Here is a 24,778-nt window from a genome sequence, read left to right as displayed (position 1 = left end):
GACTCCTAATTAGAAACCCAGGCTAGATAACAGATCATCGACTTCATCTTGACCTGTAACAACATCTTCGCGTGTTTCTGCATCCATTATAGGGCCTTCGGCCTCAATATTATTATTTGCTGTTTCTTGTGCTTGCATTGGGTGGTCACCAAACACTGTCAGCATGGTAACTAGGTTGTTTTCCACTTCTCTGACAAGGTCTATCACCCGACGGATCATTTGTCCGGTTAAATCTTGGAAGTCTTGCGCCATCAATATTTGATTGAGCAATTCACGTAAACGATTCGAGTCATGAGCACTGTGAGACATAAACTTCTGAACGTCGTGACATAACACTTTGAACTCGCTCAGTTCTATGTCGCGGCGCATCAATTTATCCCACATAGGGGTCACACTTTGAATGTTTGTAATTATGGTATCGGCCAAAGGTAAACATTCTTCAACCGCATCCATGGTTTTATTTGCAGCTTGTTCCGTCATATCGATGACGTAGTTAAGCCTTTCTTTGGCATCTGGGATTTCTGTGTTAGCTAATTCAGAGAGGCGACTATCAAGTTGGAAGTCTTCAAGGGCACTATGTAACTGACGAGTTAACTTACCGACCTCTTCAAATAGCTCCCTTTGAAGAGGGGCAGCGATTTCACGAATGAGGTTATCAGCTTGCTCTTGCTGATCAGCACTAAGCAGCTCAACCAGCAACTGGGCTTGCTCAAGTGTAATCAATCCCGCGTTTTCTACCTGCATGGCGTATCCCTACTTTATGCTAAGCGTTCAAAGATTTTATCTAGCTTTTCTTTGAGCGTGGCTGCGGTAAATGGCTTAACCACGTAGCCGTTTACACCAGCTTGCGCTGCAGCAATAATCTGCTCACGCTTGGCTTCGGCCGTTACCATAAGTACAGGTAAATGTTTAAGAGAATCGTCAGCGCGAATGGCTTTCAATAAGTCGATGCCTTGCATACCAGGCATGTTCCAGTCAGTTACAACAAAGTCAAATTCGCCTTTTTGTAACATAGGTAGGGCCGTAGACCCGTCATCTGCTTCTTGGGTATTGTTGAACCCCAAGTCTCGCAACAAGTTCTTGATGATACGTCTCATTGTTGAAAAGTCGTCAACAATAAGAATCTTCATATTCTTGTCCAAGGTTTCCTCCGGTGAGCTTACACTTATGTGCTCTATTTATTAATTATTCTTGTGTCCAATGCTTGAGCTTACCTTTTAGTCTTAACATAGCCTGACTTAAAATCTGACTAACTCTAGACTCACTAACCTCAAGAATGGCACCAATTTCTTTTAAGTTTAATGCTTCGTCATAATACAGGGATAAGACTAAAGCATCACGCTCAGGCAAAGTTTTAATAGCTTCAACTAACGCAGATTGAAACTGTACTTCAGCAAGCGACTCAAACGCTTCGTCCGGGTTTTCGTCTTCCGGGACGATGACATCTTGCGACACGCCCAAGTCTTCTATGCCTATGATTTTCCCCACAGAAACGTCGTTTAAGATATGATGGTATTCATCTAGCGACATCTCAAGTTTTTCAGCAATTTCTGTGTCACGAGCATCGCGCCCAAGTGTTTGCTCTAACTCATCGATCACTTGAGTGATACGACGACTATTTCTGTGAACGGAACGGGGAACCCAATCACCACGGCGGATCTCATCAATCATTGCCCCTCGGATGCGGATCCCAGCAAAGGTTTCAAACTTGGCACCTTTACTGCCATCAAATTTTGATGAAGCTTCAAGCAGCCCCATCATTCCTGCCTGCAACAAGTCATCCAATTGCACAGAGGCAGGAAGCCTAGCCAACATATGGTGAGCGATACGTTTTACTAGCGGAGCATACTGTTCAACGATAGACGTTTTGTTATCGAATTGGGTATATGCTGCAGCTTTATTCACTCGCTCGTTCCTCTTGCTGAGTAGGACGATGGACTAAGCGTTCAACAAAAAATTCTAGATGCCCGCCAGGTTGTTGCGGGATTGGCCACGTCATAATCTTGTTAGCTAAGCCATGATAAGCGATAGCCGCTGGCGATTTTGGAAAGGCTTCAATTACTAACTTCTGCTTACGGACAGATTTGCGCAAATTATCGTCAAACGGCACCGTTGCCACCAGCTCTAGCGCGACATCTAAGAACCTGTCTGTCACTTTACTGAGTTTAGCAAATAATTCCATACCTTCTCGCAAAGAACGCACCATATTTGCAACAATTTTGAAATGGAACACACCATGCTCGCGACTCAAGATCTTTATCAAGGCATAAGCATCGGTAATCGAGGTTGGCTCGTCACACACGACAATCAATACATCTTGTGACGCACGTGAAAAACTCAGCACCATATCTGAAATACCTGCGGCGGTATCAACAATCAGTACGTCGAACTGAGTGCGCATTTCACTAAAGGCGCGAATAAGGCCTGCATGCTGAGCTTGAGTAAGCTCAACCATAGCTTGGGTACCAGAAGTTGCTGGCACAATACCAATGCCTTTAGGACCTCGAACAATAATATCGTCTAGCTCTGATTCGCCAGATAGAACGTGAGATAAGTTTTTCTCAGCGCGAAGGCCAAGCATGACATCCACGTTTGCTAACCCTAAGTCAGCATCAAGTACTAATACTCGTTTGCCTTTTTCAGCGAGAGCAACTGCGGTGTTGATTGAAACGCTGGTTTTACCTACGCCCCCTTTACCACCTGAAACCGCGATAACTTTCACTTTTTCGTTATTTGGTTGATTCATCATACGTAAACCGCTTGCTTGATCCCGGGTCATATCTTTACTCAAATGCATAGGCCATCTCATTATGGTTGGCCGTTTGTGGTGACGGTTGTTGCTCTGATTCGTTCAACGCACTTAGCGCTTGCTTGGCTAAGGCTAACGTATCCGCGACCTTCATGTCTTCAGGAACACGTTGACCATCAGTCACATAACTTAATGGTAACTCATTTTGAATCAATACGCTCAGTGCGCCAGCAATTGATATTGATTCGTCTAACTTGGTTAATATAGCACCGGCTAGAGGGATGCGTTTAAAATGATTTACTGCATCTTGTAACACTCTGCGCTGGCCTGTAGCTGACATAACAAGATAACTACGAATTGGAATTCGGCTATTAGCCGTTAAGTTATCTAATTGCTGATATAGGCGCATATCTCGCTGTCCCATACCCGCAGTGTCTATCAATACCAATTTACGACTTCTAAATTGGTATAAAATTTGTTCAAGCTCTGCTAAATCATGAGCTTGCTTAACAGGGCACCCCATTATTTTGCCATAAGTTGCCAGCTGCTCATAGGCTCCAATGCGATAATGGTCTGTTGTGATCATCGCAACTTGATCTGGACCATGATGTGCGACAAATCTTGCTGCAATTTTCGCCAGCGAAGTGGTTTTTCCCACACCTGTTGGACCAACAAATGCCACAACGCCACCACGCTTAACAATATCATCGCCTTGATTATCTAACAGGTTGGCTAAACTCTGTGGCAAAGCACGCACTAAATCTGCTGGCGTATAATTTTGGCTGAGTGCTGCTAGGTTTGCAGCAACTGGTGCAGAAAATTCTGCAGCAATGAGCTTGCTCTCTAACATAGCGCCAACAGGGTCGGTGCGCTTTTTCTGATCTGTCATCAATTCAGAAACTTGATGAGTTAGCAAGCTACGAAGCGATGCCATCTCTTCTCTTAGTGATTCAATTTCAGCAGATGACGATTTAGCCGCTCTAGGCTCTGGTGTAAACTGCGCTGCTTGAGGTTCGCTACGTTGAGCTTTTGGCTGTTTACTTGCTTCTAATTGTCTTGCCCACTCAGGTAACTCAGGTTCTTCCTTACGCTGCGCTAGCTGATCATTAATGCGACTTTGTTGCTTCTCAAGCAGTGCTTGTAAAGAATCCGCGACAGGCGGCGGGCTAACTTTTGCCTGAGTTTTAATACTGGCATTGCTTGACTGCAATGACACTCGGTCATCTGACACATCCATAAAGCCAGGAGCCGGTGCGTTAACGGCTGCATTGGCTTTTGGTTCGTCGTAATCCACAGCAGCGACAATTTCGATGCCACCAGTCACTTTTTTATTGGACATGATCACGGCATCAGAGCCTAAGGTCTCTTTGACTTGTGCCAGCGCGCCGCGCATGTCTTTGGCAAAAAATCGTTTAATCTTCACTGAAACACCTCAAATCTAAAGCTGACCACTATTGTCCAACTGACTGCTGCCCAACGGCTGAAACAATTCGAATTTGTTTCTCATCTGGTATCTCTTGATAAGAGATCACCCGTAGGCTTGGAATAGTGTACTTAACAAATCTTGACAGCGTTGACCTCAGCATACCCGATGTCAATAATATGGCTGGTTGGCCGACCATTTCTTGCTTCTGCGCCGCATCTAATAGTGACTGCTGCATACGCTCTGCAAGGCCTGGCTCAATATTCGGCCCTTCGCCCCCTGTCGCCTGCATAGACTTATGCAACATCTGTTCCAGCTCTGGCGCCAATGTAATGACAGGGATCTCAAGCTCAGGTCCAGAGATCTCTTGTACGATCATCCGTTTCAACGCAATACGCACTGCAGCCGTGAGAACTTCGGTGTCATTACTCTTACCGCCATACTCAAGTAGTGTTTGTACAATTGTGCGTAAATCACGCACGCTAACCCCTTCGTTAAGTAAGTTCTGCATCACTTTAACCACATGGCCAAGTGGCATCACATCAGGAATAAAGCCATCAATTAACTTAGGTGATTGCTTCGCTAGCATATCCATTAGCTGCTGCACTTCTTCATAACCCAGCAGCTTAGCGGCATTGTTACTTAACAGCTGGCTAATGTGTGTTGCGACTACAGTTGCGGTATCAACCACTGTGTAGCCTAGCGTTTGCGCTTGCTCGCGCTGCTCAGGGGCAATCCATACCGCTTCTAACCCAAAGGCTGGGTCTTTGGTTTCTATGCCATCGAGCTTGCCATAAACCTGACCTGGATTGATGGCAAGCTCGCAATCATGGCGAACTTCGGCCTCTCCCACAACTACGCCCATTAACGAGATTTGATAAGCATTTGGCGCTAAATCAAGATTGTCGCGAATATGCACCGCAGGCACTAGGAAACCAAGCTCTTGTGAAAGCTTCTTGCGCACACCTTTAATTCGGCTTAATAACTCACCGCCCTGACCTTTATCCACCAGCGGAATAAGACGATAACCCACTTCTAAACCAATGGTATCGACATGGCGCACATCGTCCCAGCTTAGCTCTTTTGGCTCGGCATCTTTTGGCTCACTCGGCCCTTTTGTAGCCTTCTCTAATGCTTTTGCTTTGTTCTCTTGAATGCGTTTGTGTACAAAGTAAGCTGCGCCTGCAGTAATAAACGCAAAACTTAAAAATGCTAGGTGCGGCATACCCGGCACAATACCCATCACAAATAGCACACCCGCAGCAATTGCCAATGACTTGGGGCTGTCAAACATCTGACTTATCATCATCTGCCCCATGTCACCCGACTCGTTTTGACGGGTCACCATTAATGCCGCTGCAATAGACAGTAGTAGGCCAGGAATTTGCGCGACTAAACCATCACCAATGGTCAGTAAGGTATAGATTTCAATTGCACTGGAGAAATCTAATCCGTGCTGCACCATACCAATGACAAAACCACCAAGAATATTGATGACAAGAATAAGGATACCGGCGATGGCATCACCTTTTACAAACTTCGACGCACCATCCATCGCACCGTAAAAATCTGCTTCTTTGGTTACTTCAGCGCGACGCAGCCTTGCTTGCTCTTGATTTAATACGCCTGCATTTAAGTCAGCATCAATTGCCATTTGCTTGCCCGGCATAGCATCAAGGGTGAAACGCGCGCTCACTTCCGAAATACGCCCCGCACCTTTGGTTACTACGGCAAAGTTAATGATGATCAAGATTAAGAACACCACTAAACCAACCGCATAGTTACCACCAATTACCACGGAGCCAAAGGCTTCAATCACTTTACCAGCTGCATCACCACCATTATGTCCCTCAAGTAACACAACACGTGTTGATGCAACGTTTAACGCTAGTCGCAATAGCGTGGCAACGAGCAATACAGATGGAAACGCCGCAAAATCCAATGGTCTGTCGGTATAAATGGCGACTAGCAGCACCACAAGCGCCAAGGCAATGTTGAATGAGAAAAGAATATCGAGCAGAAATGCTGGCATTGGCAACACAACCATACCAAGGGCTGCAAGTACTAAAAGGGGGGTACCTATGCCTTTAAAACTGGCTGGTTTTATTTGCTTAAACTGCCCAAATGTTGCTTTTACATCCATTTGATGAGACCTATAAATTTAATGCGCTGCTTCGATACCTAAACTAAAGAGGAGTAGCAGTTTATTGACGTTCAATCACAATTAAGCATCAATCTGCAAAATGTAGACCAGCCTTGTATAAGCTAAAACCGCATGAGCAAAATTTGCCCACGCGTAATTCAAATAACAGCTATTAATGAGGATGCTTAAGCTAGTGCTTTAACTCGTCAGGAATGGGTTGGTTAAGCGGAATTGGCGTTGGCTTGCGTCCCTTGCCTTTTTGGTACTGACGCAACTGAAATACATATGCAAGTACCTGAGCCACCGCGGTGAAAAGTCCTTCTGGTACTTGTTGGTCAACTTTGGTGGTGTGATAAATAGCCCTGGCAAGTGGCGGTGCAGATACAATAGCGATTTCATGCTCGCGAGCAATTTCACGAATTTTAAATGCGACCTCATCAACGCCTTTAGCAATTAAAAATGGCGCTGGTGAGCGAATAACATCGTACTTTACTGCTACCGCATAGTGTTCTGGGTTAACCACAATCACATCAGCATTAGGCACTTCAGTCATCATGCGTCGTTGAGCCATCTCGCGCTGCATTTGCCTTACGCGGCCTTTAACCTCAGGTTGACCTTCAGTTTCTTTATATTCATCTTTTATTTCCTGCTTAGTCATTCGCAGCTGTTTGTTGTGGTTCCATATTTGAAACGGCACATCAATCACTACGATAAGTAGCATAGAAGAACAAAGCAGAATAAATAGCCACACCAACATATTGAGCGCGTCGTAAACGTTGCCCGGCAGATGCCCGTTGGAAAGGTTAAGGATATCGTAAAAGTAGAATTTGAGCAGAAAATAAGCCGAGATAGCCACAACTAAAAACTTGGCAAGGCCTTTAACTAACTCAATGCCAGCTTGTGGGCCAAACATCCGCTTAAAACCATTCATTGGGTTAAGTTTACTGCCTTTGGGCATAATTGCCTTGGTTGAGAACGACAAGCCACCCAACGCGACATTACCGGCAAAAGCTACCAGTGCCAGCAAGCTAATAAACCCAATCATTGGCAGCAATAACTCAGTGCCCACTAGCCCCCATACTCGCAGCATAGAGTTAGTATCAAAGATTTGATCTCGCTCCATGGTCATTAGTTGCTTCATAATAGTGTGCAAAGCTGTTGCTAACGCTGGGCCAGTCACAGCAAAACCTACAGATGCGGCAAGCAATACGGCAGCGGTACCCAACTCTTTAGAGCGGGCAACTTGACCTTTTTCACGCGCCTGCTCGAGGCGCCTCGCCGTGGGTTCTTCGGTACGTTCTTGACTGGTATCGTTCTCGGCCATAGTTCACCTAAAACGTCAGTACAGCATCGGTTTGACACTGCAACAAGAGTAAATCACACATTAATAACTGCGCCGCAGCCCAAACTTCTGAAAAGTGCGCCATGATTGGGCTTAGGGTTAACCACAAAATGAACAAGCCGCTAACCATGGTGACAGGGAAACCAATGGCAAAAATGTTTAACTGCGGCGAGGCTCGCGTCATCACGCCAAAAGATAGATTGATCATTAACAAAGCGACAATCGCACTTAGCGACATAGTTAATGCGGCGCCAAACATATACAAGCCCCACTCACCCAACTTACGGTAATTCTCAACAGCAATACCACTCATTGAAACAGGAATGGTTTCAAAGCTAGCGATGAGCATACGAAACATCAGCAAATGTCCATCTACCGCCAAAAAGATAAGCGTGCTTAATAGCAAAAAGAAATTACCGACAATCGGCGTTTGTTGACCAGAGCCAGGATCAACCATAGAGGCAAAACCCAAACTGGTTTGCATACCAATAATTTGCCCGGTTAATACAAAGGTTTGCATCACCATTAGGGTCACAAAACCCATGGCTGCACCGATAATAATTTGCTGAGCAATAATGAACACCGCGGACAGCGACATTAACTCAATGCCTGGCATTTCAGGCAGCATAGGCGCAACCGCTACAGTAATAGCAACAGCAAGCAATAACCTTACTCGCGAAGGCGTGGTGTTAGCACCAAATACCGCCATCACCATTAACATGGACGAAATACGAAACATAGGCAGCATATAGCTGGCTATGGCTTGGTTGATTTCAGCGAATAAGATCTCCACTTGCTAGCCTATTACTTGCGGGATCATATTTACCATTTGATAAAAGAAATCCATCATAGTCTGCACCAGCCAATGCCCCAGAAACATCAAGGCCCCCAGCGTCACCAATAAGCGAGGCAAAAAGCTCAACGTTTGCTCGTTAATTGAAGTTGCGGCCTGAAACACCGCTACAATCAAACCAATAAACAAACCTGGTAGAATAATTGCCGACACAATCAATACAATGACTGATAAAGCCTCACGGAAGATATCAATTAACGACTCTGGAGACATAAGCTCACCTATATTCCAAAGCTGTTGGCTAAGGTCCCCATGACTAATCCCCAGCCATCAACCAGTACGAATAGCATGATCTTAAACGGCAATGACACAATCATTGGCGACAGCATCATCATACCCATGGCCATCAAGATACTTGCCACCACCAGGTCGAGCACCAAAAACGGTACAAACAGCATAAAGCCAATTTGAAATGCGGTTTTTAGCTCGCTAGTAATAAATGCCGGGATCAACACTGACATTGGAGTTTGCTCAGGTGACTGAATATTTTGATAACCGGATATCTCAATAAAGGTTTCTAAATCTGTGGTGCGCACTTGTGACAGCATAAAGGCTTTAAGTGGTTCTTTACCTACCTCATAGGCTTGGGTAAGCGTCATTTGCTCTTCGATGTATGGCTCAACTGCCTGGGTGTAAATCTTGTCAAATACCGGTGCCATAATAAAGAAGGTCATAAACAAACTGATACCAATCAACACCTGATTAGACGGGGTTTGTTGCAAACCCAGCGCTTGGCGCAAAATCGACAACACCACAATGATGCGGGTGAATGACGTCAACATGATGACCATGGCCGGAATGAAGCTGAGCGCCGTCATCAGCAGCAAGATTTGCATGGTCACCGAATATTCAGTGGCCCCGTCAGCACCGGTCGTCACCGTAACCGCCGGTAAAATGCCATCTTGCGCGACAGCAAATGATGGCAAGCTCATAGACAAGATAGCGAGCATTAACGACAGGCTAATAGTGGTCCATTTCGACATTATTGTTGTTCCTTGGCTTGTTTGAGCTTGTCGGCGAATGACAATTTATGGGCAAACTTTTTATCAGCAAACTTTGTTGGCTGCTCTATTGAGATAGGCTCATCAAGCTTATCTAATAAACTGATTTGCTCAGGGGTGACACCAATAAAATACTGTTGCCCCGCTAATTCAACCACCATTAATTTCTCACGTTGACCGATGGCAGTTGCAGCAATAGTTTTAATCGTGCCTTGTTGGTTAGGCATAATATTCAAGCGTTTGACGATATACGCCAGCACAAATATCAAGGCAAGTACCACCAGTAAACCACCAAGCATATTGGCGACAGTAGCGGTATAAGACACTTCAGCTGAGCGCTGAGCTACTTGCTCGGTCACTTTAGCGGCCGTAGCACTAGCGACGGTTTGCTGAGCGACTGCGCCTTGAGATGAGGTCAACAAAGAGAGGATCAAAAAATTGCCTTCCTTAACAAAGAGTCTGATACAAAACAGCCTGAACGAATTAGGTTCAGGCTATTACAGGGCCTGCTGGTCTTTCAAGATTATTTTTGCAGCTGCTTGTTGGAAATTTATACAAGGCAACGACTTTGATGTGTGGTGGCCCCACATGATAAGTCGTTAACGCAGTAGAAATGACAACAAGCGCTGCCTGAAAGGTTCGTTTAAAAGCACTTTTCTCTGCGTTGCGAGCCACTTGTTTAGTCGACTAAACGGCATAGCTCGCGTCTTGATTAAAGTGCTTTTAACTCGAACAAATTCTAATCAGCAAAGACCAGCAGGCCCTGGGCTACTTAAGCTTTTTAATCCGCTCAGTTTGGCTGATAACGTCGGTTAGGCGAATACCAAACTTGTCGTTGACGACAACTACCTCACCGTGGGCAATCAAGGTACCATTGACCATCACATCGAGCGGTTCACCCGCTACACGGTCTAGCTCAACAACCGAGCCCTGGTTAAGTTGCAGCAAATTACGGATGCTAATGAAGCTGCGCCCTACTTCCATAGAAATAGTGACCGGAATATCTAAAATTGAGTCAAGCTTTTCAGCTTCTTCTTTACTCAATGGTTTGGATTCATCGACTAGTTCATCGAGCTGAACTTGCTCTGCCTGCGCCGCCTCTTCTAAGGCCTGCTCAGCCATAGCTGCAGCCCAATCATCACCTGTATCTTCTGTACTCATGGCTTCACCTTATAATTCGGACAGATCACGCGACTTACCTTTCTTGCGCGTAAAGAGTTGTAATTCTGATTTAACAGTTTCTGGGCGAGCAATCTTCTCACTGACTTTCAGCGCTAGATTCTCTCGTGATTGACCAAGCTTACAGCGGAAAGTCGGCAAATCTTCTACTCGCATCATAATATGCTCAGGCAGCTCAACAGGGATAACATCACCTGCTTTAAAATCCATCACTTCCCGCAGTGTTAGCTCTTTTTCAACGATGTTGGCATCAACGCCAACCTCTACATCCATAATTTCATCACGAAGTGCTTGCGACCAACGCATGTCAGTATCTTGTTTGTCACTTTGGACACCGGCATCAAGCAGCTCACGAATGGGCTCAATCATCGAATACGGCATGGTAATGTGGAAATCACCACCGCCTCCATCAACTTCAATGTGAAATGAATTAATCACTACCACTTCTGTTGGGCTAACGATGTTTGCCATCGCTGGGTTAACTTCCGAGTCTAGATATTCAAACTCAACGTCCATTACCGGTGCCCAAGCATCTTTATAATCTTCAAAAATAATTTTCAGCAGCAACTGAACGATACGTCTCTCGGTCGGCGTAAATTCACGACCTTCAATCTTGGCATGGAAGCGGCCATCACCGCCAAAAAAGTTATCCACCAAAATAAACACCAAGCGCGCTTCCATGGTGATAAGGCCTGTGCCTTTTAACGGGCTAAAGCGCACCATGTTCAAACTCGTCGGTACAAACAAGGTATGTACATACTCGCCAAACTTAAGCATCTGAACGCCATTAATCGACACTTCAGCTGCGCGGCGCATCATGTTAAACATGCTGATCCGTAGGTGGCGTGCAAAACGCTCGTTAACAATTTCGAGTGTTGGCATACGACCACGGACGATGCGATCTTGAGAAGAAAAGTCATAGGTGCGCGCATCGGCGCCACCTTCGTCTATCTCATCTTCTTCAACATCATCAACACCATGTAACAGCGCATCAATTTCGTCTTGGCTTAATAAATCACTCACATCAAAGCCTTATTCGCTAAGTTACTCCCGCTTGGGAGACGTTTGATTAGTTTTGTTATAAAGGGTTTCAATACTTCTTACTGCATCACAAACCCAGTAAACAGTACTTTTTCTACAACCTTGCGGCCAGTCACCGCTTGTAAGGTGTTTTGTACATTAAGTAACGCAAGTTGACGCAGCTCATCTTTACCTGCTTGTGAGCTAAGCTTTTGCACATCTGCTGCGCTGAAAGTGGTTAACAGCGCATCCTCAATCAAAGGAATGTGTTTGCGAGTCAACACGTCATCGTCGCCGCGCACCATTAACTGTACTTTAATCTCAACTAGGCGTGAGCGCGTTGCCCCTGGCAAATTGAACAAAAACGGTCTCGGCATACCGACATAATTTGCCTTTCCGGTTGGCTCTGCAGTTGTGGCTACTTCTCCTGGAACCGTCTCACTATCTGCTTGCTCATTCGCTGCATCGTCTCCACTTAAAAAGAAGAACGCACCGCCACCGATAGCCAGCAGTAACACAACACCGATAATGATAAAAAGCATCTTTTTGCTCTTTTTACCTTCACCACCATTTTCTTCTAATTCTAACTCTTGTTCAGCCATGGATTTGTCCATTCCATATAGTCAATTTGTCAGCTTAAATCACCAGAGCATAACGAAATTTAGTTAACTCTTTAGCACTTTAGCTATATTCGTTCACATTACTATAGGTTAACCAGTTATGCATAATAATCTATAGCAGAATGCGACGATGAGGCGGTATTTTGCCCACTACTTGCTTCTGTTGCTGCTATTTCATCCGATTGCTCATTTTGCGCAATCTGACCACAATGAGCGTCACCATCGCCGGCTTCCCCTCTTTGCTGCTGACCTTGCTCTGACACATTGCCGTCGGTTAGTTGCATTCCCTCTTGAGCCAACATCTCACGAAGTCGCGGCATCGCTTGTTCTAACACATCACGGGTTTGCTGCTGCGCGGCCTGGAATTGTACTTGCGTTTGATCACCTTGCACCTGAACTTTGACCATCATAGAGCCTAGCTCTGGCGGGTCGAGGCGGATTTCTGCTTGCTGTACACCATTAGATACCATGGCGACTAACTGCTGTTTCATCACTGGCGCAAACCGCTGGATCATCTCCTGCATTTGTACATTGGTATCTGATGCAGTTCTTAATGATAATTGAAATTGCGGCACGTCAGATTTATGAATTGGAGTAAAACTACTTTGGTTTTGAACGGCTTTGGTGACTACCGAATCAGCAATATCCAGCTCTATGCCAGCAAAATCCATTGCAGCTGCGTTGCTAGCCTGCAGCTTTTCGCTAAGGCCACTTGTTACCGCAGCACTTTGATTGGCGCTTAGCTGGTTTTTATCAGCAGCGACTTTGTCTAAAGACTTATCGATTGCTTTAGCTGCATCGTCAATATTGGCACTAATCTTTCCCGCTACCGACTCTTGATCACCAAGGATGTTGCCTGCCTGAAGATTTTTGGCAACATTACTTAATGACACTTGATCAGCCGTCGATTTATTTTGCTGTAAGCTTTGATTCAACTTGTCTGCAAATTCAGCGTTCAGCTGAGCGCCTTTTGTCTGTGTTGCACTTAGCTCAGCAATGTCAGCACGCTTATCAATTTTTTTAGTAGAACCGGTGTCTGCCTGCGGTAACAACTCATCAAGCATGTCCAATACGGCTTTGTCACTCTTACTTGCGGCTGCTTCTGAGCTTGCTGCAGTAGTATTATTAGTCAGCTTACTGTTATCAATAGGTAAGGTAGTATCGACCGCTTTTGATTTATCAGCCCATTGGGACTCAAGCTCTGCTTCAATATCCGAACTAAGCTCACTGGTAAACTTCGTGGTATCAGCAGTCTTTGACTCGCTAGCAACTTGTTGACCTAATCCGTGTACGGCATACCTAGCTTCGCCCTGCAGGTTGACATTAGTAGTTGGCGCGTCTAAATCTAATTCGGCCATCGCCAATATAGACTCATCAACCACAGGTGCTTGTAGATTAAAGTCATCCACTAATTGACTAAGCTCTGCTGAGGAAAGTTTGTTTAACGCTTCACGGCTATGACCACTAAAAGCCATCAATTCTTGTAGTTGGGAGAAATTGAGCGTTGTAAGATAATCACTCGTTGCTTGTGTTTGAGATTGCGCACCAGCACCATTAACGCTAGCTTTAACTGCTGGCAGAGCAGAGGTAAATAAATCACCTTCATTTGCGCTTTCAGCAGAAGTGGCAGATATTTGACTCGCGCTCGCACTTTGTGAGTTTTGCGCAAACTCATCTGCAAGCGGCAAAGTCTTTCCGCTGCCACCTTCAACAAGCTTTAAGTTTTCACCGAGTTCTCGCTGAGCAAAAATAAACTGAGCACCACCTTCTGCATCTTTACTGCTCTCAAGCATATCGCTACTATGCTCGTCGCCCTTCACAAGTTCAGTATCTGTATCAGCGTCCACAAGCTGAAGATCAGGCGTATCTTCAAGCATTGCCTTGTCAATTGCAGCCTGTTCGCTATCAACTAAAGACAGGTTTCGGTTACTGGTATCGTCCTTGAGCGCTTTGGCTGATTGCGCTGATGACTCTTGCTTCGAAGCGTTATTTAACGCTTCAAGAAAACTATTACTTTCAGTAACTTGGGAGGACTCATCAAAAGAAGAATTCGATTGGTGAGCGTGGAGTGGCGAGGCATTAATAGCTGATTTAGCAGACGCATCTGCTTTAGCATTGCCATTTCCAAATAATAATTGACTCATTTGCTGCATAACTGCCTCACCATTTATTGTTGTTGCGACCGCTCAGCTTGGTGCTAAAGACTTTATAGTGACAACACATCAACTGTTGCTACTGACTTAGCAAACTCATATTCGCGGTTTCATATTAGTGAGTCGGGATCCCGACTAATTTGTTACTTCGGTCATATGAATGCAAATCAAATGCCAATAAGCGGGCAACTCCACAAGTTAGCTAAACCACTATCAATCACTGCAGCAAGAAATCGGCATAAAAAAGCCGCAATCAAGTTGCGGCTTTATAACTAGAGCACCAAGTCACGTTAGTCGTTAGCGCGATACTCCTGATAGGCTTCGCCTTGAGTCAACCATGTCGGCGCATCCTTACCCTTAAGGTAATGGTCAAAGTACTCCATCATGCGAATCGAGTAGTCTAACTTATTTGGATACTTCTTCAGATGGTGCGGCTCGTCTTGATACTGCAAGAACACCACATCTTTACCAGCGCGGCGCATAGCCAAATACATTTCGACACCTTGCTCCCACGGCACCGCATCGTCTTTGTCACCGAACATAATCATCATGGGTGTTTCAATGCGATCGGCATAAAACACAGGTGAATTCTCGATATATTTCAGCGGCGCGTTAAATAGCGACTGACCGATACGGCTTTGACCTGTTTCATACTGGAACTGACGTGCAAGACCACTTCCATGGCGAATACCGCTGTATGCGCTAGTCATGTTAGATACCGGCGCGCCGCTCACTGCCGCTTTAAAAATGTGAGTTTGCGTCACGGCATAAGCAGTTTGATAACCAGCCCATGAATGCCCTTGAATACCAATAGCGTCAGGGTCTGCAATTCCCATATCGATTAGCTTTTGTACTCCGGCGGTTAATGCTTGTACCGAAGAAGGACCAGGATAGCCGATGTCAAAACGCACATCAGGCAAGAACACTGCGTAGCCGTTTTGCGCGAACCAAGCAAAGTTGGGCCTGTGGTTAATTTTCATATCAGGGAAAGCGTGTAAGCGATCGCTCATAAAACGATAGAAGTAAACTAGTACTGGATACTTTTTACCTTCTTGATAATTGATTGGCTTAATCAATACACCATCAGATTGACGACCATGACCATCACGCCAATGCACAAGCTCTGCATTACCCCACGCAAAAGCATCGCGCTGGGCATCAAGGTTAGTAATTTTTTGCGACTGCGCTACAGATTCAAAATCGGCGACATAGAGATCAGGATACTGATCATAACGCTCACTTGAGTACACTAAAGCACCAGTGTCTTTCGCGCGTGCCAGCATCTCTAGTTTGCCGTTGGTTTCAAGGGCAATTTTAACCCCTGACTCACCTTCCATGCCCATATAAAAACTGTCAGCCTTAGTTTTATGGCTATAGCCTTTTAGCAGTAAAGCTTGGTCTTCAATGAGAGGTATATCTTTACCATCTTGCTCAACAAGGCCGGTTAGACGAAACTCAATTTGCTGCTCACGACCTAAACCATTGGTGATCATAAAGCCACGGTGAGACACGGTGTTGAACTGCCACGCATCGTATTTGTCGTAAACCACGATTTCAGTGTCATCTTCAAGCCAAGGACCAAAGCCATAGCCAGGCGCTGGGCTTGGGTAGTCGTGATCTTCATTAGCAAACGGAGTGTTGAGTTCAGCGGTTAGGTTATGCTTACGACCGGTGGCTATGTCATAAAGATACACATGCCCTTGCTGGTAATAAGCCATAAATTTGGCGTTAGGCGACAACGTTGGCTGCGCGTAAGCTGACTGCTGTGGGATCACTAGCGTATGTTGACCTGTGTTTAAGTCAACTAGGTAAAAATCACGATAAAAACCGGCCCAAGTCGTCATTTTTTGATACGGCACATTCGAGCTTGCTACTAAAAAGCGCTTTTGCTCACCATACTCAACATCAGGGATATCACGCGTGGCTAGCTGCACAATTCGATTTGCATTAATATGCAATACCGCAGCAAAGGTCTTCTCTCGCTCTTCTTGATACTCTTTTATTTCGTGAGGTTTAATCTTTGGATCTTCGCCATGCCAAATACGTAAATCACGCTTACCGACGATAATGTTTCTATCAAGCAAATCTTTCTCGTCTTTAAAATCGACAATTTCAGCTTGAGGCGTTACTTGTGGTACGCGGCCAAAGAACAAACGCTCACCGTCCTTACTAAATTTAAGCGTGCTGAACTGGTTTAATACCCAATCTTTATCTGTCGGTAGCTTTTGGGCTTTAACGCTCGCTAGGTCAATTAGGCTTAGCTGATACTCACGGCCCCAACGCAGAGTGTCGCTGCTACCATAAGTAAACGCTAACTTCTGCGCCGCTGAGCTGATAGCCAACTCGCCAATTTGTTGTGTTTTAGAGGTAAAGACTTGCTTGGTTTGTAGCTTTACTAAATCCAGCCACTGAACTTGATGCAACTGGCTTTCGCCGTCGTTAATCGCAATCACCATACCTTTACTAGCATCATCAAATACCCAGCCAGTAACATGGTCGAAATCAAAGCGCTTGTTGCTTGCTAACTCAATAACCGAAAAGCCACTGCCTTTATCAGCTTCTTCAATCTCACGCTGAGGTTTGTCATCCGCGTTGTCAGACTTGTCTTTAGTTTTTGCATCATCTTTTTGAGGCTCAAAAACAATCGCTATAACCTTACCGTCGTAACTAAACTTGGCACTTTTTACGTTTTTGAACTCATTGGTGTCGCCAGTTTGAGTATTGAGCAGCACCAAACCAGTAGACTGTTGTTTCTTATCTAGTGTTTTGCTCTCAAGCAATGTTGGCTTTTGCATCGCAAATACAAAGTTGCCATCACTGGAGGTTTGCACTGCTGATGCATTGGCAAGTTCATAACGCTTTTGCTCAGCACCTAAAACGGTGACCAGCGCACGGCTATCACCGCGATCTGGCTTCGCTTCTACGGCAACCACTTTACCGTTATCAGAAATCACCGGCTTTTGCAGTGTTTCAAAGGTCATAATGTCTTCGAGTGTCAGCGGCTTGGTTTGCGCAGCTTGCGCGCCTCCCGCTGTTACAGCAGCCACCATCATGGCTATAGGCATAAGCTTAAATAATTTCACAACTACCCTCGTTTGCTATTGTTGCTTTTATTGCTACCAGTTTTCTCGATGCTATGCGACCAAAGTCGCCTTGATAACATACTGGCTACATTTATGCTTTGTGACTGAATTTTAATAAGTTATCTACATTAGGGCTAACTTACTTAAGGCATAGGTTTGCCATCATAAAGCAAACAAACGTCAATTAATTCAAATACGGCAAAAATAATGTGATTTAACTCACTATTTTCTGTAAATAAAGATTAAAAGCCGTTAAACTACGCCGCAGAAAATCGATGACATTTTGTCATCATGTAACCGTGCCTAACACGGAATGCCCATTGCAGTAACCACAAATGTGGAAGGAACATCCATGTCAAAACGTACTATAACCGTGATCCCAGGTGATGGGATTGGCCCAAGCATCATTGATTCAGCATTAAAAATCCTCGACAAAGCAGGATGTGATTTCGACTACGAATTTGCTGATGCAGGCTTAACAGCGTTAGAAAAGCACGGCGAATTGTTACCGCAACGCACACTTGATCTAATCGAGAAAAACCGCATCACACTTAAAGGCCCATTAACGACGCCAGTGGGTGAAGGTTTTACTTCTATTAACGTAAGCCTACGTAAAAAATTCAGCCTTTACGCTAATGTGCGCCCGGTAAACTCTTTCAAGGGCACACAAGCCCGTTACGAGAATATCGACATCATTACCGTGCGTGAAAACACTGAAGGTATGTACTCAGGTCTTGGTCAAACTATCTCAGACGATGGTGCGACAGCAGAAGCGACCAGTATCATTACTCGTCAAGGTGCAGAACAAATCACCACTTTTGCCTACGAGCTAGCCCGAAAAGAAAACCGCAAAAAAGTAACTATCGTGCATAAAGCAAACATCATGAAGTCTACTTCTGGTTTGTTCCTTAAAGTGGCGCGTGAAGTGAGCGAGCGTTACCCTGACATCACAACTGAAGAAATGATTGTTGATGCAACCTGTATGAAGCTGGTTATGAACCCAGAGAACTTCGACGTGATTGTCACAACTAACCTATTTGGTGACATTCTGTCAGATCTATGTGCAGGTCTTGTTGGCGGTCTTGGTATGGCGCCAGGTGCCAACATTGGTAAAGATGCAGCAATTTTTGAAGCTGTACACGGCAGTGCACCAGATATCGCAGGTAAAAATCTAGCTAACCCGACTTCTGTTATCCTGGCATCAATCCAAATGCTGGAATACCTAGGCATGGCTGATAAAGCTTCGATGATCCGCAGCGCTGTATCTGCAGTGATTGAAGAAGGTGATCGTACTACTCGCGACTTAGGCGGTACTCACGGTACAACTGACTTTACTCAAGCAGTACTCGACCGTATTAGCTAAATAGCATTAGCAAAACAACTAAAAAGCCCGTTGAATATCATGTTCAACGGGCTTTTTGTTTTAACAACCGAAATTAATGGTGGTTAAATACCTTCAGCGTAATTCACGCCTTTTTCAGGGAATAGCCACAAATGCACAGTCACTTCATCACGATCATGATAAAGATGCTTGCATTGCATTTGGAACTCAATTTCGTTCTCTTCTAAAATGGCGCTCATGGTTTCCAGTACCACTTTCACCTCTTTAAAGCGGCTCTTCATCGGCAGTTTGAGGTTAAATATCGCCTCTTTAAACCAACCATTAATTGCCCAGGCTTCAATTAGCTCTGCCACTCTAGATGGCTTATCAACCATGTCACACACTAACCAATAGATATTCTTACGTGGCGGCTCCCAGCGAAAACCATCGGCGCGGTAATGCTTTACCTGGCCGGTTTCCATTAGCTTTTCATTCATAGGGCCATTATCAATGGCCGCTACCATCATGCCGCGGCGTACCAGTTGATATGTCCAACCGCCAGGACAAGCGCCCAAATCGACCGCATTCAAGCCACTGCGAGCACGCTTCTCATGCTCTTCTTTGGTTAAAAACACGCCAAAAGCTTCATCTAACTTTAAGCTAGAGCGACTTGGCGCATCGGCAGCCATCTTAAGTCTCGGAATACCCATAAAGTGTGGCGAAGAATTATCGCTATTGGAATAACCCACATAGGCTTTACCCGGCGCAATAAAGCACACATGAATTATCGGCTGCTTTGGGTCATCTTTTGCAAGTAAAGCACCCGACTTTTTCAGCCCTTGACGCAGCGGCACTGTAAACTTACGGCAAAAACCTGAAAGCTCTTTCGCCTCATTGGTGTCTGGCATTTCTACTCGTAAATCACCACATTGTTTCAAAGAGCTAAGCGCTTCAACAATTGGCGATACCCTATCCTGCTCAGGCAGCGCATTAAGTAACTCTGCCGCGGCAAACATCTGCCTAGCAAATACCAAAGATGACAGCTTAAGCGCACGAATCAAACGGTCAGCGCCGTTATCTTCAAAACACTGATACACCACATAAGCATCGTTGACATTGGCTTTTACAAAACCGCCAATATTAAGCTCACCAGCACGATATTGAATTTCAGCGGCGCAGTCTTTTTCATAACCAGCGCGGCAATATAGAACGAGGTTTTTCATCAATAACCTTTCACACAAGAGACAATCGGCGGGATTATAGCGCAATTTTTGGCGCAAGACTCAGCGCTAAGCGCGGCAGATATAAAAAAGCGCCCTTTATGGTCAATAAATAGCGGTCAAAAAAGGGCGGTCAATAAAGGAGGCTTCAAAATAAATAAACTTAGCAACTACTTGGTCTGCGACGTCTGTAACCTAGACACACTATAAGCAAACAGCAGCCAGCCGATGAGTAGGAAAGTGCCGCCAATAGGCGTGATTGGACCAACCCACTTCACGCCAGTCAGGGCGTATAAGTATAAAGAGCCCGAGAAAAACACCATACCTATGATAAAACACCATGCAGACCATACGATCTGCTTGGTATTAATCCACTGCGAACATATCCCTAGGGCAAGCAAGGCAAAGGTATGGTAAAACTGATACTCCACCCCAAGTTTAAAGATGGAAATCAACTCAGCTGGGGCAATGTTTTTCAATCCATGAGCACCAAATGCGCCCAATGCTACCGCTAAAAAACCACTCACTGTCGCTGTTAATAAGATTGTTTTATTCATTTTGCTCTTCTACTCGCTAGGGCCTAGATACTCTTCAATAAACTTAACTGCGCTATCTAGGTTAACTTCATAGGTATAACCTGACGACTTTCTTGGTTTAAAACTATGATCGCCATCGCCAAGCCAGCGAATCTCAACCCCTTCCCTTAGTGTCCACTCAGTTAACTGCTGTTTATTACCAAAGCTATCGCGCTCACCTTGAACAACCAAAGTTGGCATCGCACTATCGTTAATGCTTGAAAGCCGTGGCTCTTTGCCTTTTGGCGGCAAAAATGGGTAGCCCAAACAAATTACATGACTAATTTTGCTAGCAATATCTGTGAGTTCAGGAGTTAAATCATGCTCGTTTGACATCAAGATAGACGACATACGCCCGCCCATTGACTTACCAAGCAACACGATACGTTTAGGGGCAAGTTTACCAAGCTTGATTAACTGCTCAACATGGGCGAGTACCGACTCATAATGAGCAAGCAGTTTAGGCGCGCGCTCAGGTGGGCGACGCTTACCATCTGCCATATTGTTTTGCATATACATGAAGTTGAAACGCAGCACTTGAAAGCGCCGTGCAACCAAGCGCTCAGCCATTGATTGCATAAACTCATGGTGCATATTGGCACCCGCGCCATGGGCGAATATTATCAGCGTATCGGTAATCTCTCCCTGAAGTACATAATCTTTGGCAAGCTCGGTCATTATTGTTTGTTCTCTACTACTTTTATTTACTGCTGCACTGTAACGCTAATGCAATGAAACTGCTTAACCCGCAAGTAAATCACTGCGCGATTCTTCAGCAAACATATCAACCATCCACTCTCTAAATGCCGATACTTTACCAAGCTCAGAATGGCTCTGCTGGCACACGAGGTAATAGGCATCTTTACTGACCAACACTTCAGAAAAAGGACATACCAAACGCCCGGCTTTAATGTCAGGCCTTGCCAGTACGCTATACCCTAGTGCGATACCCTGACCATGGGTGGCAGCTTGCAGCACTAATGAAGAGTGAGAAAAAATTGGGCCTTGATTGACATTAATGTCGGTAATATCACATTGTCTAAACCAGGCCTGCCAGTCATGACGACTAGAGTCATGTAATAAGGTGTGATGCTTTAAATCTTTTGGCTCATTTAACGGCTTAGGGCCGTTGAGTAACAAAGGTGAGCACACAGGAATAAGCACTTCGTTTCTGAGCTTATCAGCGCGCAGTCCTGGCCAGTTGCCTTGGCCATAATAAATCGCCACATCTACATCATCAGTCAGTGCGCCAGTATCACTATCAACGGCTTTAATGCGCACATCAATATCAGGATTCTTTTCACTAAACTGCGATAGCCGTGGTACCAGCCATTGAATAGCAAAACTAGGTGACATGCTTACGGTTAATGAGCCGACTGCACTGCGCGCGAGCAGCCTGTCAGTCGCCTCACCAAGCTGCACAAAGATATCTTTAATATCGAGAAAGTAGCTTTGCCCCTCTTCTGTTAACAATAATGATCTATTTTTACGTCTGAACAGCTTTAACCCTAGAAAATCTTCTAATGCTTTTATCTGGTGACTTACCGCAGCCTGGGTTACAAATAACTCTTCTGCAGCACGCGTAAAGCTTAAGTGGCGGGCTGCTGCTTCAAATGCTTTGACTGCATTTAACGGTGGTAAGCGTCTAGACATAGTGATCTATCTCGTATTTTTTAATTAGTTTTTCTTATGATTATTGTTATTTTTTGTCGTTTGTAAAGAACACTGTGTTCGTGCAAAATTTAATCATCAAATTTTGGCGAGTTGGACAACCTCTAAGACGTGAATGGGAGTGTCCGACACTACCTTTTTGTTTGGAGAATCACACTTATGTTCAACCCAAAATCACTTATTGTTGCCATGTTACTCGCAGGCTTTACTGCACAAGCTAGCGCTGTAGAAGTTGCCAGCTTAGAGCTTGAAGATTTACAAGCGTCAATCCATGCTGAACTATTGCAAGACATGGAAAACATTCACCAGCAAGCACTAGTTGACACCAACGAGCACCTACTGACTGACACTAAAACTGAAGTCAGCGACAATGATAGTGTCTCTGAATAACTAGATGACTTAAGTTAGCGCTATCGAACTAGTTTGCACAAAGTCTGATAAGACTATCTAAATTATCAGCGTTCATAAACACAAAACCGCCAATTGGCGGTTTTTTTATATTTATTGCAATTAATACATGGATAAAAACAAAGCGCCATCGAGGCGCTTTGCTAGTAAAAACATCTCAGTCCAGACATCTAAGTCCAGAGCAAAAATCCAAGTTAAGGGCGATAAACCTTAACGTTGGTATAGCCTTGCTCGATTAAGTAAAGTGCTTGCAGTTTACTCATCACACCACGGTCACAGTACAACAGGTAAGTTTTTGACTGGTCTAAATCGCCAAACTTGGTAGCAAGCTTAAAGAATGGAATGGTTTCCACCTCACAGCCATCTACCTCTAAAGGCGATTGCTCTTCCTCTTCTGGTGCGCGCACATCAATTACGACTTCGCCAGATTGGATGTCTTGTACTGTTTCAGTTTCGGTTACTTGTTGATCCATTTCAGTTTCAATATTTCGAATATCCATTACTACAGCAGACTCAACAACTTTGTCGATGAGATCTTCTGAGAACTTTTGCTCTTCAGCTTCAATCTTAGATAATACCGCTTTTACGGTCGGCTTTTGTGAGATCACGCCACAATATTCAGGAATAGACTTGGCAAAATCTTCAGTACCGATATCACGGCTGATGTTAATGATGTCTTGCTTATCCATCGCGATCAGTGGGCGCATGATGACGGTATCAGTGCAGCGGTCAATCACGTTAAGGTTAGTCAAGGTTTGACTAGAAACTTGACCTAAGCTTTCACCAGTCACCAAAGCTTGAATACCGTATTTTTCAGCAATTTTTGCCGCAACGCGCATCATCACACGTTTTAAGATAACACCCATTTGGCCGTTATCAATGCGCTCAAGAATTTCTTCAACTACTGGCTCAAATGGCACAGAGATGAAACGCACCTTGTGCGACTCGCCGTATTTCTTCCATAAGTGGAAAGCTACCTGCTTAACACCAATCTCGTGTTGAGTGCCACCTAAATTAAAGAAACAGTAATGGGTGCGAGCCCCCTTTTTAATGAACTGGAAGCTAGAAACACCAGAGTCAAAGCCCCCAGAAATCAGTGACAGCACATCTTCTTGTGTTGCCATTGGGAAACCACCTAAACCTTCAATGCGGCGCTCAACCATGTAAAGCTTGTCTTGATCGATTTCAAGGTTAACCGTCATATCAGGGTTCTTCAGCTTAACGCCAGCCGCTTCAGTAAACTGATTTAAGCCACCACCAACATAACGCTCAACTTCAATCGAATTAAAGTCATGCTTACCTGTACGTTTTACGCGCACGCAGAAAGTTTTACCCGCTAGCTCATCACGATACTTTGGCAAAACTTGCTGATAGATATCATCAATCGACTCGAACGGAGACTCGCTCACCTGAATTACATGAGCAATACCCGGAATACATGACATACGCTCAGCAAACGCTTCATGCAAATGTGGCTTGTCTGCTGGTGCTAATACTAAAATCCTATCGTACTGACGCTGAACCTTGGCATCTTCGTCAATCTTTTTAAGCACATTGCGAATGTTAGTTTCGAGCATTTTAGTAAATCGCATTCTCACCGATTTACTCTTCATCATGATTTCAGGATATAGCTTAACAATAAACTTCATTGATTTGTCCGCAGGCATAAATACAAAAGCTTTCCAGTCAAACATCCATTGACAAGAAAGCTTTCCATTATGCTAAAAATAGTTAATAAGTAGTCGGCTATTAGCTAGAGTTGAGTAACTAATAAGCACAGCAAAATCAGCTTTTTAAACGCACTTTTATCGTGTTTTTTTACAATCAAAAGTACGTTTTACCTGATAGTAGCTACAGCCACAACCCGCTAAAGTTTGATAGATAAAAGCGCTTTAAAAAGCTCCGATTCCGCCAAAGCGGCGAGATTATAGCAAAAAGCACTTATAAACGAAAACCAGTGCTAATAAAAAGACCATCAAATGATGGTCTCGGTTTCGTATCAAAGCGCGCTAACTGA

General features: G+C 44.7%; 23 protein-coding genes. 2 read left to right on the top strand and 21 right to left on the bottom strand.

Annotation, left to right across the window (positions count from 1 at the left end):
- Positions 1-9 precede the first annotated feature (9 nt).
- The 16 genes from G3R49_RS06180 to G3R49_RS06105 form a co-directional block, all read right to left on the bottom strand.
- Positions 10-744, bottom strand: a complete 735-nt coding sequence (locus G3R49_RS06180; RefSeq protein WP_130597772.1) for a protein phosphatase CheZ — start codon at positions 742-744, stop codon at positions 10-12.
- Positions 745-758: 14 nt separating this feature from the next.
- Complete coding sequence (gene cheY, locus G3R49_RS06175; protein WP_130597773.1) at positions 759-1,142, bottom strand: chemotaxis response regulator CheY; 384 nt, start codon at positions 1,140-1,142, stop codon at positions 759-761.
- 43 nt (positions 1,143-1,185) lie between these two features.
- Positions 1,186-1,905 (bottom strand): RNA polymerase sigma factor FliA, encoded by a 720-nt coding sequence (locus tag G3R49_RS06170; protein ID WP_130597774.1) that lies wholly within the window; start codon positions 1,903-1,905, stop codon positions 1,186-1,188.
- Entirely contained in the window at positions 1,898-2,779 is an 882-nt protein-coding gene (locus G3R49_RS06165; RefSeq protein WP_130603215.1) for a MinD/ParA family protein, read from the bottom strand. Before G3R49_RS06165 ends, G3R49_RS06170 begins: the two co-directional genes overlap by 8 nt.
- A 4-nt stretch (positions 2,780-2,783) precedes the next feature.
- Positions 2,784-4,172 (bottom strand): flagellar biosynthesis protein FlhF, encoded by a 1,389-nt coding sequence (gene flhF / locus G3R49_RS06160; protein WP_130597775.1) that lies wholly within the window; start codon positions 4,170-4,172, stop codon positions 2,784-2,786.
- 28 nt (positions 4,173-4,200) lie between these two features.
- A complete protein-coding gene (gene flhA, locus G3R49_RS06155; protein ID WP_130597776.1) occupies positions 4,201-6,315 on the bottom strand; it encodes a flagellar biosynthesis protein FlhA in 2,115 nt (704 codons plus the stop codon).
- A gap of 190 nt (positions 6,316-6,505) precedes the next feature.
- On the bottom strand, positions 6,506-7,639 hold the full coding sequence (gene flhB / locus G3R49_RS06150; RefSeq protein ID WP_130597777.1) for a flagellar biosynthesis protein FlhB: 1,134 nt from the start codon (positions 7,637-7,639) through the stop codon (positions 6,506-6,508).
- A gap of 7 nt (positions 7,640-7,646) precedes the next feature.
- On the bottom strand, positions 7,647-8,450 hold the full coding sequence (gene fliR / locus G3R49_RS06145; protein WP_130597778.1) for a flagellar biosynthetic protein FliR: 804 nt from the start codon (positions 8,448-8,450) through the stop codon (positions 7,647-7,649).
- 3 nt (positions 8,451-8,453) lie between these two features.
- Positions 8,454-8,723, bottom strand: coding sequence for a flagellar biosynthesis protein FliQ (fliQ, locus tag G3R49_RS06140; RefSeq protein ID WP_130597779.1), 270 nt, complete (start codon positions 8,721-8,723; stop codon positions 8,454-8,456).
- A gap of 8 nt (positions 8,724-8,731) precedes the next feature.
- Complete coding sequence (fliP, locus tag G3R49_RS06135; RefSeq protein WP_242620382.1) at positions 8,732-9,460, bottom strand: flagellar type III secretion system pore protein FliP; 729 nt, start codon at positions 9,458-9,460, stop codon at positions 8,732-8,734.
- A gap of 32 nt (positions 9,461-9,492) precedes the next feature.
- The gene (gene fliO, locus G3R49_RS06130) at positions 9,493-9,945 is read right to left on the bottom strand and encodes a flagellar biosynthetic protein FliO (RefSeq protein WP_242620304.1); all 453 of its coding nucleotides are present in this window, start codon (positions 9,943-9,945) and stop codon (positions 9,493-9,495) included.
- A 334-nt stretch (positions 9,946-10,279) separates the two neighbouring features.
- Entirely contained in the window at positions 10,280-10,672 is a 393-nt protein-coding gene (fliN, locus tag G3R49_RS06125) for a flagellar motor switch protein FliN (RefSeq protein WP_130597781.1), read from the bottom strand.
- Positions 10,673-10,681: 9 nt separating this feature from the next.
- Positions 10,682-11,713: a flagellar motor switch protein FliM gene (fliM, locus tag G3R49_RS06120; protein ID WP_130597782.1), complete on the bottom strand. Its 1,032-nt coding sequence runs from the start codon at positions 11,711-11,713 to the stop codon at positions 10,682-10,684.
- Positions 11,714-11,790: 77 nt separating this feature from the next.
- Positions 11,791-12,312, bottom strand: coding sequence for a flagellar basal body-associated protein FliL (gene fliL, locus G3R49_RS06115; RefSeq protein WP_130597783.1), 522 nt, complete (start codon positions 12,310-12,312; stop codon positions 11,791-11,793).
- A 116-nt stretch (positions 12,313-12,428) separates the two neighbouring features.
- Entirely contained in the window at positions 12,429-14,474 is a 2,046-nt protein-coding gene (locus G3R49_RS06110) for a flagellar hook-length control protein FliK (RefSeq protein WP_245335280.1), read from the bottom strand.
- Between the two features lie 299 nt (positions 14,475-14,773).
- Positions 14,774-17,548, bottom strand: a complete 2,775-nt coding sequence (locus G3R49_RS06105; protein ID WP_167869393.1) for a prolyl oligopeptidase family serine peptidase — start codon at positions 17,546-17,548, stop codon at positions 14,774-14,776.
- A 370-nt stretch (positions 17,549-17,918) separates the two neighbouring features.
- On the opposite strand from G3R49_RS06105, the gene G3R49_RS06100 reads away from it, so the two are divergent.
- Entirely contained in the window at positions 17,919-18,929 is a 1,011-nt protein-coding gene (locus G3R49_RS06100) for an isocitrate dehydrogenase (RefSeq protein ID WP_130597784.1), read from the top strand.
- An 83-nt stretch (positions 18,930-19,012) separates the two neighbouring features.
- On the opposite strand, the gene rlmM is transcribed toward G3R49_RS06100, so the two are convergent.
- The 4 genes from rlmM to G3R49_RS06080 all read right to left on the bottom strand — a co-directional run bounded on the left by rlmM (position 19,013) and on the right by G3R49_RS06080 (position 22,335).
- The gene (rlmM, locus tag G3R49_RS06095; protein ID WP_130597785.1) at positions 19,013-20,110 is read right to left on the bottom strand and encodes a 23S rRNA (cytidine(2498)-2'-O)-methyltransferase RlmM; all 1,098 of its coding nucleotides are present in this window, start codon (positions 20,108-20,110) and stop codon (positions 19,013-19,015) included.
- A 167-nt stretch (positions 20,111-20,277) separates the two neighbouring features.
- Positions 20,278-20,664, bottom strand: a complete 387-nt coding sequence (locus tag G3R49_RS06090; RefSeq protein ID WP_167869037.1) for a DUF423 domain-containing protein — start codon at positions 20,662-20,664, stop codon at positions 20,278-20,280.
- A gap of 9 nt (positions 20,665-20,673) precedes the next feature.
- Positions 20,674-21,360, bottom strand: coding sequence for an alpha/beta family hydrolase (locus tag G3R49_RS06085; RefSeq protein ID WP_167869036.1), 687 nt, complete (start codon positions 21,358-21,360; stop codon positions 20,674-20,676).
- 63 nt (positions 21,361-21,423) lie between these two features.
- Complete coding sequence (locus tag G3R49_RS06080) at positions 21,424-22,335, bottom strand: transcriptional regulator GcvA (RefSeq protein ID WP_130597788.1); 912 nt, start codon at positions 22,333-22,335, stop codon at positions 21,424-21,426.
- Positions 22,336-22,512: 177 nt separating this feature from the next.
- On the opposite strand from G3R49_RS06080, the gene G3R49_RS06075 reads away from it, so the two are divergent.
- Positions 22,513-22,743 carry a hypothetical protein gene (locus G3R49_RS06075; RefSeq protein ID WP_130597789.1) on the top strand — a complete coding sequence of 77 codons (231 nt, stop codon included), beginning with the start codon at positions 22,513-22,515 and terminating at the stop codon, positions 22,741-22,743.
- 212 nt (positions 22,744-22,955) lie between these two features.
- Here G3R49_RS06075 and thiI read toward each other — a convergent pair whose 3' ends face one another.
- Positions 22,956-24,410 (bottom strand): tRNA uracil 4-sulfurtransferase ThiI, encoded by a 1,455-nt coding sequence (gene thiI, locus G3R49_RS06070; RefSeq protein ID WP_167869035.1) that lies wholly within the window; start codon positions 24,408-24,410, stop codon positions 22,956-22,958.
- Positions 24,411-24,778 lie beyond the last annotated feature (368 nt).

Source organism: Shewanella sp. WXL01 (assembly GCF_012263345.1).
Classification (GTDB): domain Bacteria; phylum Pseudomonadota; class Gammaproteobacteria; order Enterobacterales; family Shewanellaceae; genus Shewanella; species Shewanella maritima.
Note: the sequence above shows the minus strand (reverse complement) of the source record. Positions and strands in the feature narration are given on the sequence as shown.

Coding starts and splice junctions, on each gene's coding strand:
- G3R49_RS06180 (WP_130597772.1), bottom strand. CDS start 744: ATGCAGGTAGAAAACGCGGGATTGATTACACTTGAGCAAGCCCAGTTG.
- G3R49_RS06165 (WP_130603215.1), bottom strand. CDS start 2,779: ATGACCCGGGATCAAGCAAGCGGTTTACGTATGATGAATCAACCAAAT.
- flhA (WP_130597776.1), bottom strand. CDS start 6,315: ATGGATGTAAAAGCAACATTTGGGCAGTTTAAGCAAATAAAACCAGCC.
- flhB (WP_130597777.1), bottom strand. CDS start 7,639: ATGGCCGAGAACGATACCAGTCAAGAACGTACCGAAGAACCCACGGCG.
- fliQ (WP_130597779.1), bottom strand. CDS start 8,723: ATGTCTCCAGAGTCGTTAATTGATATCTTCCGTGAGGCTTTATCAGTC.
- fliP (WP_242620382.1), bottom strand. CDS start 9,460: ATGCTCGCTATCTTGTCTATGAGCTTGCCATCATTTGCTGTCGCGCAA.
- fliN (WP_130597781.1), bottom strand. CDS start 10,672: ATGAGTACAGAAGATACAGGTGATGATTGGGCTGCAGCTATGGCTGAG.
- fliL (WP_130597783.1), bottom strand. CDS start 12,312: ATGGCTGAACAAGAGTTAGAATTAGAAGAAAATGGTGGTGAAGGTAAA.
- G3R49_RS06110 (WP_245335280.1), bottom strand. CDS start 14,474: ATGAGTCAATTATTATTTGGAAATGGCAATGCTAAAGCAGATGCGTCT.
- G3R49_RS06105 (WP_167869393.1), bottom strand. CDS start 17,548: ATGCCTATAGCCATGATGGTGGCTGCTGTAACAGCGGGAGGCGCGCAA.
- G3R49_RS06100 (WP_130597784.1), top strand. CDS start 17,919: ATGTCAAAACGTACTATAACCGTGATCCCAGGTGATGGGATTGGCCCA.
- rlmM (WP_130597785.1), bottom strand. CDS start 20,110: ATGAAAAACCTCGTTCTATATTGCCGCGCTGGTTATGAAAAAGACTGC.
- G3R49_RS06090 (WP_167869037.1), bottom strand. CDS start 20,664: ATGAATAAAACAATCTTATTAACAGCGACAGTGAGTGGTTTTTTAGCG.
- G3R49_RS06085 (WP_167869036.1), bottom strand. CDS start 21,360: ATGACCGAGCTTGCCAAAGATTATGTACTTCAGGGAGAGATTACCGAT.
- G3R49_RS06080 (WP_130597788.1), bottom strand. CDS start 22,335: ATGTCTAGACGCTTACCACCGTTAAATGCAGTCAAAGCATTTGAAGCA.
- G3R49_RS06075 (WP_130597789.1), top strand. CDS start 22,513: ATGTTCAACCCAAAATCACTTATTGTTGCCATGTTACTCGCAGGCTTT.
- thiI (WP_167869035.1), bottom strand. CDS start 24,410: ATGAAGTTTATTGTTAAGCTATATCCTGAAATCATGATGAAGAGTAAA.